This window comes from Ideonella azotifigens (assembly GCF_006519715.1).
GTDB lineage: Bacteria > Pseudomonadota > Gammaproteobacteria > Burkholderiales > Burkholderiaceae_C > Ideonella > Ideonella azotifigens.
In genome coordinates, this window is the sequence record NZ_VIDT01000139.1 from 1 (window position 1) to 10357 (window position 10357).

Annotated in this window: 11 protein-coding genes; 10 read left to right on the top strand and 1 reads right to left on the bottom strand. The window is 67.5% G+C overall.

Annotated features, from left to right (window positions below):
* The 9 genes from FKP22_RS11165 to FKP22_RS11200 form a co-directional block, all read left to right on the top strand.
* Positions 1-430 (top strand): YbfB/YjiJ family MFS transporter (locus tag FKP22_RS11165; protein ID WP_141287570.1); only part of this gene is annotated, 430 nt, incomplete at its 5' end.
* Positions 431-453: 23 nt separating this feature from the next.
* The gene (locus tag FKP22_RS11170; RefSeq protein WP_141287571.1) at positions 454-969 is read left to right on the top strand and encodes a YbaK/EbsC family protein; all 516 of its coding nucleotides are present in this window, start codon (positions 454-456) and stop codon (positions 967-969) included.
* 50 nt (positions 970-1019) lie between these two features.
* Entirely contained in the window at positions 1020-1256 is a 237-nt protein-coding gene (locus FKP22_RS11175) for a DUF1289 domain-containing protein (protein WP_231011999.1), read from the top strand.
* 36 nt (positions 1257-1292) lie between these two features.
* On the top strand, positions 1293-1946 hold the full coding sequence (locus FKP22_RS11180; protein WP_141287572.1) for a hypothetical protein: 654 nt from the start codon (positions 1293-1295) through the stop codon (positions 1944-1946).
* A gap of 13 nt (positions 1947-1959) precedes the next feature.
* Positions 1960-2940 carry a hypothetical protein gene (locus tag FKP22_RS11185; RefSeq protein WP_141287573.1) on the top strand — a complete coding sequence of 327 codons (981 nt, stop codon included), beginning with the start codon at positions 1960-1962 and terminating at the stop codon, positions 2938-2940.
* A gap of 82 nt (positions 2941-3022) precedes the next feature.
* On the top strand, positions 3023-3340 hold the full coding sequence (locus FKP22_RS11190) for a hypothetical protein (RefSeq protein ID WP_141287574.1): 318 nt from the start codon (positions 3023-3025) through the stop codon (positions 3338-3340).
* A gap of 264 nt (positions 3341-3604) precedes the next feature.
* Positions 3605-5383: an MFS transporter gene (locus tag FKP22_RS11195; RefSeq protein WP_375140574.1), complete on the top strand. Its 1779-nt coding sequence runs from the start codon at positions 3605-3607 to the stop codon at positions 5381-5383.
* 142 nt (positions 5384-5525) lie between these two features.
* Complete coding sequence (locus FKP22_RS31965) at positions 5526-5669, top strand: hypothetical protein (RefSeq protein WP_170200855.1); 144 nt, start codon at positions 5526-5528, stop codon at positions 5667-5669.
* Between the two features lie 125 nt (positions 5670-5794).
* Positions 5795-7207: a chloride channel protein gene (locus tag FKP22_RS11200; RefSeq protein ID WP_141287578.1), complete on the top strand. Its 1413-nt coding sequence runs from the start codon at positions 5795-5797 to the stop codon at positions 7205-7207.
* On the opposite strand, the gene FKP22_RS11205 is transcribed toward FKP22_RS11200, so the two are convergent.
* Entirely contained in the window at positions 7183-8265 is a 1083-nt protein-coding gene (locus FKP22_RS11205; RefSeq protein ID WP_141287575.1) for a substrate-binding domain-containing protein, read from the bottom strand. The genes FKP22_RS11200 and FKP22_RS11205 overlap by 25 nt on opposite strands.
* A 173-nt stretch (positions 8266-8438) precedes the next feature.
* On the opposite strand from FKP22_RS11205, the gene FKP22_RS11210 reads away from it, so the two are divergent.
* Positions 8439-10124 carry an OFA family MFS transporter gene (locus tag FKP22_RS11210; RefSeq protein ID WP_231011929.1) on the top strand — a complete coding sequence of 562 codons (1686 nt, stop codon included), beginning with the start codon at positions 8439-8441 and terminating at the stop codon, positions 10122-10124.
* The last annotated feature ends 233 nt before the right edge of the window (positions 10125-10357 follow it).

The window sequence follows — 10357 nt, forward strand, 5'->3', positions numbered from 1 at the left end:
GCTGGTGGGGCTTACCGCACTGCCCACGGTGTTCCTGTGGGATCGCATCGCCCGTCGCATTGGCGAGCAGCGTGCGCTGCTGATCGCCTTCGGCGTGCAGGCGGTGGCGGTGTTGCTGCCCGCACTGTCCGGCACGCTGGCCGCGGCGCTGCTGAGCGCCATCGGCTACGGCGCGACCTTCGTCGGCATCGTCAGCCTGACACTGGCGCTGGTGGGCCGCCGCTCGCCGCACAACCCGGGCAAAGCCATGGCGCGGCTGACGCTGAGTTACGGCGCGGCACAGATCGCAGCCCCCGCGCTGTCTGGCGCGATGGCGCAGGCCAGTGGCAGCTTCCATGGTGCGCTGTACCTGACCGCCGCAGTGCTGGCGATGGGCATGGTGCTGCTGGCCTGCCTGCCGAAGTCCGGCGGCGCACCGACCAGGCGCTGAGCGCTTGCCGCCACAATCACGGCATGAGCGCCGAGATCGAACTTTCATCTTCCGCTGCCGAAGCCCCGCACGAAGGCTTTGCGCTGGTCACCCGCCTGCTGGCCGAGCGTGGCCACCCGCACCTGCCCAAGTGGCTGGACGTGCCGGCCCGCACTTGCCAGGAAGCCGCCGAAGCGCTGGGCCTGGCGACCGGGCAGATCGCCAAGAGCGTGATCTTCCGGCGCAAGTCCGACGAAGTGGCGGTACTGGTGGTGGCCGCGGGCGACCAGCGGGTGGACGAGAAGAAGGTTGCCGCGCTGGTCGGCCCCATCGGCCGGGCCGACGCGGCCTTCGTCAAGTCGCGCACCGGCTTTTCCATCGGCGGCGTTTCGCCAGTGGGCCATGCCACGCGGCCGGTCACGCTGATCGACCGCACGCTGTTCCGCTTCGACGAGGTGTGGGCCGCTGCCGGCCACCCGAACGGCGTGTTCCGCCTGCACCCGGACGAGCTGGTGCAGCTCACCGGCGCGCCGGTGGCCGACGTGGCGCAGGAAGGCTGAGCCCGGTGGACCGCGCCGTTCCCGCCTTCTTGCTGGACGCGCCACCCGTCCTGCCCGCGGATTGGTCCGCTGGCCAGCCGGTGCCGTCGCCTTGCATCTCCGTCTGCCGCATGGATCCGGCCACGGGCTGGTGCGAAGGTTGCCTGCGCAGCATCGATGAAATCATCGCCTGGTCGCGCCAGGACGAGGCCGGCAAGCTGCAGGTCTGGGCCCGCTTGCCCGGGCGCTGGCAACAGCAGCAGGAAGCCTTGTTCGGCCCTTTGCCCCCGTCGCCCGGCGCCAGCTGACCCCGTTCCTCCATTTCCGTCACCCGAGGCCAAAGCATGCAGTTGAATGACCCCGCGCCGTGGCGTGAGGCAGCCCAGGCGTTCTGGGCCTGGCTGTTCGAGCACCAGGCCGAGCTGGACGCCTTGCGCAGTCCCGACGATGTCTTCTGGGACGAGCTGCTGCTGCGCCTGCAGGCACTCGACGACGGCCTGTGGTTCGAGGTCTCGTCGGCCGAGGTCTCGCCGCGCGAACTGGTCATCACCGCGCAGGGCGATGTGGACCTGTTCGACAAGGTCGAAACCCTGGTGGCGCTGGCCTCGCCGCTCACCGGCTGGCGGGTCGTTGCGCTGAAACCACCGCTGGGCTTCGACTTTGGCATTCGCTACCAGGGCATCGAGCTGCAGCCGGCCGAGCTGTGGTTCCAGCCGCTGCTGGACGAAGACGCGCCGCACATGCTGGGCCTGCGCATTGCCGTGCCCGGCTTCATTGCCGAGATGGAAGAGGAGTTCGACAGCGGCGTGCTGATCGTGCTGGACACCGCCCTGGGCGAACGCGCCGCTGCCACCGAGGTCGAGCTGCTGGAAGTGTGCGAGCTCCCGGCCCATCCACCGGAAGAAGGTTTTTTCCCGCTGCCCGAGCTGCTGGGCTACCTGGCCTGGCGCCAGCAGCAGATGCGGCCAGGGCAGGGTGGCAGCGGCCAGGTCCATTGAGCTCTCTGTTCAGATGATCGTCCCGAGCTTCTGGGCCGAAGGCCGCGCACAACACAAGGCCGAAGGCAGCCAGCGCACGCTGCGCCGCTTCGGCTGGTCCGACATCAGCCAGGAGGCGGCTCAGCAGCACGCCGACCAGCGCGCGCAGGAGGCGCTGGCCCGCGCCCTGTCCGGCGAGAAGCTGCCGCCGCGCGACTTCAAGCGGCCGTACAACGGCGCCCAGGGCCTGCCGATCCGCGAGGAAATCGTCAGCCGCCATGGCGAAGACCTGGTGGTGACCCGCAACAGCTACGGCGCGCGTTGCCTGAACACCGCCAAGGCCTTGTTCGTCGACATCGACTTTCCCACCGATGTCGACAAAGGCCTCAAGCGTGCGCTGCTCGGCCTGTTGTGGGGCCTGGCGGCGGTGTTCGGCCATCAGCGGCATTCATGGGTGGCTTTCTTTGCCGCGGCGCTGGGGGCCTGGCTCTTCAGCAGCTTTGTGTCCGCCCGGCTGGCGAAGCACCGCATGCGCCATCCGGGGGCGGACGAATGGCGCGCCCGGCAACGCATCGACGCTTTCCTGCTGGCCCACCCCGAATGGCACCTGCGCCTCTACCGCACGCCGGCCGGCATGCGCCTGCTGGCCATGCACCGCGGCTTCGACGCCCACGAGCCCGAGCTGCCACAGCACTTCCAGGCACTGGGTGCCGACCCGCTGTACGCCCGCATGTGCCTGAACCAGGGCTGCTTCCGCGCCCGCGTCAGCGCCAAGCCCTGGCGCATCGGTTGGATGGAGCGCCTGCGCCCGCGGCCCGGCGTTTGGCCCGTCAAGCCCGAAAGGCTGTCGGAGCGCGAAGCCTGGATCGCTGCCTACGAAGTGCGTGCGGCCGGTTTTGCGGCCTGCAGCTTTGTGGCGGCGTTGGGCAGTTCGGTCGTGGACCAGGACTTGCTCATGGTGCAGCAACTGCACGATGAGCTCAGCCGGGCGCACGCAGTCTTGCCGCTGGCCTGAGCCGTCAGCGCCTGGTGCCAGTGCCCAGGCGTGGCGCTAGCATCGGGGCATCGGGCGTGGAAGCAGGGAAGGAGGCGTCGCCATGGGGGTGTTTGTCATCGTGGCCTACAAGCCCAGGCGGGGCCAGGAGCAGGTGCTGCGCAGCTTGATCGACAAGCACTTGCGGGTGCTGGCCGAGCAGGGGCTGGTGAGTGACCGCCCGGCCTATGTGATGCAGGCAGCGGAAGGCACGCTGGTGGAGGTCTTCGAGTGGCGCTCGGCGGAGGCGGTGGGCGCAGCGCATGGCAACCCCGCAGTGCTGGCGCTGTGGGCCGAGTTCGCCGAGGTGTGCGACTACGTGCCGCTGGCCAGCCTGCCGGAGTCGCACACGATGTTTGCCGAGTTCACCGCCCTGGCCTGACCGGGCACCGCAGCGCACCAAAGGGCCAAAGCCGCTCGGCGGCGGTTCCGGGCCTTGCACAGCAGGGGTTTGCACCGACGCCATCGGCCCCTGGGACTTTCCCTCGCTAGGCGCCCGTTTTCCGCATGCCGGAACGCGGTCTCAGGGTTGGACCGGAGTTTGTCAGTTTCTGTTCAGCTTGGCGTCAGAAGCGGGTCAGCGCCAAGGCCAACAGTGCAGCGCAGCGCAGCCGTTGGGGCAGCGCTCGGTCATCAGGAGACAAGCATGGCAACAGTGGCAATGACACCGACGGTGTCGACCGCGCCGATGACAGCGGAGGAGAAGAAGGTCATCTTCGCGTCCTCGCTGGGCACGGTGTTCGAGTGGTACGACTTCTATCTGTACGGCACCTTGGCCGTGATCATCGGCAACCAGTTCTTCTCGGCACTGGACCCGGCCTCGCGCACCATCTTCTCGCTGCTGGCCTTTGCTGCCGGCTTCATCGTGCGGCCATTCGGTGCGCTGGTCTTCGGCCGCCTGGGCGACATGATTGGCCGCAAGTACACCTTCCTGGTGACCATTCTGATCATGGGCCTGTCGACCTTCATCGTCGGCGTGCTGCCCAACTATGCGTCCATCGGCATCGCTGCACCGATCATCCTGATCGCGCTGCGCATGCTGCAAGGCCTGGCGCTGGGCGGTGAATACGGCGGTGCCGCGACCTACGTCGCCGAGCACGCGCCGCACGGCAAGCGCGGCGCCTACACCGCGTGGATCCAGACCACCGCAACCATGGGCCTGTTCCTGTCGCTGCTGGTGATCCTGGGCACCCGCACCGCCATTGGCGAAGAAGAGTTCGCAAAGTGGGGCTGGCGCATCCCGTTCATCGTCTCCATCCTGCTGCTGGGCATCAGCGTGTGGATCCGGCTGTCGATGAATGAATCGCCTGCCTTCAAGAAGATGAAGGCCGAGGGCAAGACCTCCAAGGCGCCGCTGACCGAATCCTTCGGCCAGTGGAAGAACCTGAAGATCGTGATCCTGGCGCTGGTCGGCCTGACCGCCGGCCAGGCCGTCGTCTGGTACACCGGCCAGTTCTACGCGCTGTTCTTCCTGACCGGTGCGCTGAAGGTGGACGGGGCCACGGCCAACATCCTGATCGCGCTGTCGCTGCTGATCGGCACGCCGTTCTTCATCGTCTTCGGCACCCTGTCGGACAAGATCGGCCGCAAGCCCATCATCATGGCCGGCTGCCTGATCGCCGTGCTGACCTACTTCCCTGTCTTCCGCATGATCACCGAGTCGGCCAACCCCGACCTGGCGCGTGCGCAGGCCAGCGCCAAGGTCACGGTGACGGCCGACCCGAAGGAGTGCTCGTTCCAGTTCAACCCGACCGGCACCGCCAAGTTCACCAGCTCGTGCGATGTGGCCAAGCAGAAGCTGGCCGGCGCCTCGGTGAGCTATGACAACCTGGAGGCACCTGCCGGCACGCCGGCCGTGATCAAGATCGGCGAAACCGAGATCAGCACTGCCATCAGCCCGGAAGACGTCGCCACCGCCAAGGCCGGCGCCGAGAAGAAGCTGGCCGACCTGAAGGCCGCCGCCACGCCGGACGCCAAGGCCATCACCGCCGCAGAAGGCAGCCTGAAGACCTTGAGCGACGACAAGACGGCCAAGGACGCCGTGCTGACCAGCAAGATCAAGGGTGCGCTGAAGGCCGCGGGCTACCCGGACAAGGCCGACCCGGCCAAGATGGACAAGGTCAAGCTGGTCGCGCTGCTGACCTTCCTGGTGATCCTGGTGACCATGGTCTACGGCCCGATTGCCGCGATGCTGGTGGAGATGTTCCCAACCCGCATCCGCTACACCTCGATGAGCCTGCCGTACCACATCGGCAACGGCTGGTTCGGCGGCCTGCTGCCGGCCACCGCGCTGGCCATCGTGGCCCAGACCGGCAACATGTACAACGGCCTGTGGTACCCGATCATCATCGCCGGCGCCACCTTCGTCATCGGCATGCTGTTCGTGCGCGAGACCAAGGACGTGGACATCTACGCGGGCGATTGAGCACGCCGCTTCCCCTCAAGACAAGGCGGCCCTGCGGGGCCGCTTTTTTCTTGTCTGTCAGCCCCGCGTCGGCTGTTGTTGGCGTGGCGTCAGCGCCAGGCGATAGCCTGCGGGCTTCAAACAACTGACGGAGACAAGGGCGATGTGGAAGCTGGCTTTGGGTTTTGTGGTGTTCGCTGCGCTGGCGCTTTTCGTCGTGATGAAGGCCGGAGATTCGGTCGACATGAGCGGCGAGAAGCACGGGATCGAGTCCCACGCACCGGAGGCCTCGGGCACTGCGCCTTGAGACCCCCCGAGGCCACGCTCCGAGCGTGGCCTGCCAACCGCGAAAGAGGCGTGAGGCCCGCCTATCATCGGCGGATGCGGTTGCCGAATCGATTGCCGACCCTCTGGCTGGCCTGGCTGGGGCGGATGTTGCGCGCTGGCCAGTCCCGTGCAGAGGCCGCCGTGCGCGGCGTGCATGGCGTGGCGCCGGACTTCTGGGGCAATCTCCAGCAGGAACTGGTGGCCGGCCGGCAGTGGGTGGACCGCGCGGTGGTGCTCGTCTATGCGGTCCTGACCGGACTGCTGGTGGTCGGCTCCACGCTGCTGGCCGAACATGCGTATCAAGCCTTCCTGCTGTTGCGCGGCACGGTACCGGGCGGGCGCTGGTGGGCACTGGCCTGGACGCCTGCGGTCACGGTGCTGGTGCTGTGGTGCACCCGCCGCTGGGTGCCCGGCGCGCTGGGCTCGGGCATTCCGCAGGTGGTGCGGGCGCTGGAAGACGACCTGACGCCGTCGCAGCGCAGCGCGCTGGTCTCGCTGCGGCTTTCGCTGGCCAAGGTGGTGCTGGTGGCCGGTGGCATGCTGGCCGGGCTCTCCATCGGCCGCGAGGGGCCGACGGTGCAGGTCGGCGCAGGCGTGATGGACCATGCACGGCGCTGGCTGTCGCCGCTGTCGGGCATCGACAGCCATGACCTGATGGTGGCGGGGGCCGCGGCCGGCATTGCCGCGACCTTCAACACCCCGCTGGGCGGCGTGATCTTTGCGATGGAGGAACTCTCGCGCCGACGCGGCATTTCGCACAGCGCGCTGGTGATCGCGGCCATCGTGCTGGCCGGCCTGGTGTCGGTCTCGGTGTTCGGCAACCACACCTATTTCGGCGAGCTGCCGGTGCAGCAGCTGTCCTGGCACCTGTTCTTTCCAGGGCTGCTGGTGGCGCTGGTGGCCGGGCTGGGCGGCGGGCTGTTCTCGCGCCTGGTGGTGGTGTCGATGCGCGGCCTGCCGGACCGTTTCAGCGCTTGGCGGCGCGAGCATCCGCTGCGCTTCGCCGCGGGCTGCGGGCTGGCAGTGGCCTTGATCGGCCTGGTGACCGGCCAGGCCACGGCGGGCGCAGGCTACGCACCGACGCGCGACATGCTCGAAGGCGAGGCGCAACTGCCCGGCGTGTTCACGCTGCTGAAGTTCTGCGCCACCTGGCTGTCGGCCTGGTCCGGTGTGCCGGCGGGGGTGTTTGCGCCGTCGCTGGCGGTGGGCGCGGGCGTCGGGCGGGACATTGCCTTGCTGACCGGCATCACCGGCGACGCGGCCATTCCGCTGATCGCGCTGGGCATGGTCGGCTTCCTGGCCGCGGCCACGCAGGCCCCGCTGACGGCCTTCATCATCGTGATGGAAATGGTTTCCGGCCATGCGATGGTGCTGAGCCTGATGGCCAGCGCCATGCTGGCCAGCGGCGTGTCGCGGCTGCTGGCGCGGCCGATGTATGAAGAGCTGGCCGGCCTGCTGCGCATTGCCCCGGCCACGCCTCAAGCGGGCCAGCCTCAGCCCAGTGCTGCTGGTTCCTGAAAGGCCTCGACCAGCGGGGTGACCCGGCCTGCGTGGCGGGCGTCGTAGCCGGGCAGGGCGTCGAGCTGGGCGCGCATCGCCGGGTCGCGCAGCCGTGCCAGCAACTGCTGCATGGCCGGGCGTTCCAGCGTCTGGGCATGGCAGAGCAGGAAGTAGCGCTCGTTGGCCTGCGGCATGAAGTCCAGCCCGAAGCGGCGGGCCGGCGGCTCCAGGCCGAAGCCAACGTCGGCCATGCCGCTGGCCACGTAGGCGGCCACCGCTGCATGGGTGAACTCACCCTGCTCAAAGCCGGAGATGCGACCGGCGTCCAGCCCCTGCGCGGCGAGCAGCCGCTCCAGCAGGAAGCGGGTGCCGGAGCCGGCCTGGCGGTTGATGAAGCGCAGGCCCGGCCGCAGCAGGTCTGAGAGTTCGTAGACCTTCGCTGGATTGCCGCAGGCGACCATCAGGCCCTGGCGGCGGGTGGCGATGTCGATCACGCAAAGCGCCGGCTCGGCCAGCCAGCGGGCGTAGTGGGCGAGCGTGGCCGTCGCCAGCGGCCCCAGCGGCACATGAAAGCCGGCGGCATCACAGGCGTGGTCGCACAGTGCGGCGACGGCCTCGGTGCTGCTGCCGTAGCGTCGTTCCACCGCGAGGCCGTCCTGGCTCAGCGCGCTGACCAGCGCCTCGATCGCAAAACCATGGCTGGCATGCAGCCGCAGCATGGGTGGCGTGTGAACGGCTAGGCGGCCGATCTCGGCCGCCAACTCCGAGGCCAGCGAGTCAAGCGCCGGCTTGAGCCGCGCGGCAATGCGATGGTCCGCCCAGACCAGCTTCTCGCCGAGGGCGGACAGCTTGGAGCCCTTGCCGCGTGTCATGTGCAGCAACGTGGCGCCGAGCTGGGCCTCGCCCTGGTGCACCAGGTCCCAAGCATGGCGGTATGACAGGCCCATTTGCTGGCAGGCGGCCAGCAGGCTGCCATGGGCATGAACTTGCACCAGCAATGTCAACAGGCGCGGCGGTAGTGCGCCGCCATCGGTTGTCTGAATTGTCCAGACGGGATGGATCGAGATCTTGTCCATGCGGGAAAGCTATTTATGCGGTAACCAGCATAAGTGCACTGCAGTGCCATTCATATTGCGGATGTCCGTGTCGATTGAGACCATTCCGCAGCGCCAGTTGCCGGTGCGGGGCAAAAGGTCGTGGGGATCGGTTCGAATTGCCCCTGTAGTCACAAAAAAAGGAGTATCGAACGATGTCCACCACAGTAATAGGCGGCATGCCGAACGCGGCGCCATCTTCCTCTGGCTTCTTGTCCAAGGAACGCATCATCGCCGGGCCAGGTTTCAACCGCTGGCTCGTGCCCCCGGCGGCACTCGCGATCCATCTTTGCATCGGCATGGCCTATGGCTTTTCCGTGTTCTGGCTGCCGCTTTCAAAGGCGTTGGGCATCAAGGAAGCCATCAAGTGCGGCCCGGAAGTCGGTTTCTGGCAGGAGCTTTTTGTCACCAATTGTGACTGGAAGGTGTCGACGCTGGGTTGGATGTACACCGCCTTCTTCGTGTTGCTGGGCTGCTCCGCAGCGCTGTGGGGCGGCTGGCTGGAACGGGCCGGGCCGCGCAAGGCCGGCGTGGTGGCCGCGGTCTGCTGGTGCGGTGGCATGTTGATGTCGGCCGTCGGGGTGATGCAGCACCAGTTCTGGATGATGCTGCTGGGCTCCGGTGTGATTGGCGGCATTGGGCTGGGGCTTGGCTACATCTCGCCCGTCAGCACTTTGATCAAGTGGTTCCCTGACCGCCGTGGCATGGCCACCGGCATGGCCATCATGGGTTTTGGCGGCGGCGCGATGATCGGCTCGCCGCTGGCAGCCGAGCTCATGAAGACCTTTGCCACGCCCACCGATGTCGGGGTGGCCCAGACCTTTGTCGTGATGGCCCTGGTCTATTTCGTGTTCATGATGGGTGGCGCGCTGGCCTACCGTGTGCCGGCCACCAACTGGAAGCCAGAGGGCTGGACGCCGCCGCCGGCGCAGACCGGCAACGCGATGATCACCCAGCACCATGTGCACGTGAAGAAGGTCTGGGGCATTCCGCAGTTCTGGCTGGTCTGGATGGTGCTGTGCATGAACGTGTCGGCCGGCATCGGCGTGATCGGCATGGCCAGCCCGATGCTGCAGGAGATTTTCGGTGGCAGCCTGATCGGCCTGAGCGGTGACGCGGCCAAATTCACTGCCCTCGACAAGGGTCAGCTCACGGCCATCGCCGGCGTGGCCGCCGGTTTCGCGGCGCTGATCAGCCTGTTCAACATCGGGGGCCGCTTCGTCTGGGCCAGCCTGTCGGACAAGATCGGCCGCAAGATGACCTATGTGGTCTTCTTCGTGCTGGGCGCTGCCATGTACGCCAGCATCCCGGCCAGTGCTGCAGCCGGCTCCAAGCTGCTGTTCGTCGGCGCGGTCTGCATCATCCTGAGCATGTACGGTGGCGGTTTTGCCACCGTGCCGGCCTACCTGGCCGACTTGTTCGGCACGCAGATGGTGGGCGCCATCCACGGCCGCCTGCTGACCGCCTGGGCGACAGCCGGCATCCTGGGCCCGGTCGTCGTGAACTACATGCGTGACTACCAGCTCGGCCTGGGATTGCCGCGCGAACAGGTCTACAACCAGACCATGTACATCCTGGTCGGCATGCTGGGCATCGGCCTGATCTGCAACCTGCTGGTCCGCCCGATCGACAAGAAGCATTTCATGAGCGATGCCGAACTGGCCGAGGAAAAACGGCTGGCGCATGACAAGGCGACGGTGGCTGCGCAGGGTGGCGGGGGCCATGCGGCTGCGCACGTCAGCAATCCCGCCTGGGTGGTGCTGGCCTGGGCGGCCGTGGGCATCCCGCTGGCCTGGGGCATTTACCGCACCGGCCTGAGCGTGATGAAGTTCTTCAATTGATGGGCCAGGCGAGGTCGGCGGTGTGCCGCCGGCCTCGCGAAGGCGCAGGCTATCGCGGCGCGGCTGGAGCGCCGCCAGGGCTCGGCCGTTGCCGGGCCCCCAAAGGTTTTTTGTTCGAGCCCTGTCTCGAACCTGCTCTTGATTCAGAGGATGCCAGCATGAAGCCAGATCGTCCCTCGTCAGTTGCCGGTACGCCGGTGGTGGCCCCTTTGGTCTTCGTGCCGCGCACGTCC

Coding starts and splice junctions, on each gene's coding strand:
- FKP22_RS11195 (WP_375140574.1), top strand. CDS start 3,605: ATGGCAACAGTGGCAATGACACCGACGGTGTCGACCGCGCCGATGACA.
- FKP22_RS11170 (WP_141287571.1), top strand. CDS start 454: ATGAGCGCCGAGATCGAACTTTCATCTTCCGCTGCCGAAGCCCCGCAC.
- FKP22_RS11210 (WP_231011929.1), top strand. CDS start 8,439: ATGTCCACCACAGTAATAGGCGGCATGCCGAACGCGGCGCCATCTTCC.
- FKP22_RS31965 (WP_170200855.1), top strand. CDS start 5,526: ATGTGGAAGCTGGCTTTGGGTTTTGTGGTGTTCGCTGCGCTGGCGCTT.
- FKP22_RS11200 (WP_141287578.1), top strand. CDS start 5,795: ATGTTGCGCGCTGGCCAGTCCCGTGCAGAGGCCGCCGTGCGCGGCGTG.
- FKP22_RS11190 (WP_141287574.1), top strand. CDS start 3,023: ATGGGGGTGTTTGTCATCGTGGCCTACAAGCCCAGGCGGGGCCAGGAG.
- FKP22_RS11205 (WP_141287575.1), bottom strand. CDS start 8,265: ATGGACAAGATCTCGATCCATCCCGTCTGGACAATTCAGACAACCGAT.
- FKP22_RS11185 (WP_141287573.1), top strand. CDS start 1,960: ATGATCGTCCCGAGCTTCTGGGCCGAAGGCCGCGCACAACACAAGGCC.
- FKP22_RS11180 (WP_141287572.1), top strand. CDS start 1,293: ATGCAGTTGAATGACCCCGCGCCGTGGCGTGAGGCAGCCCAGGCGTTC.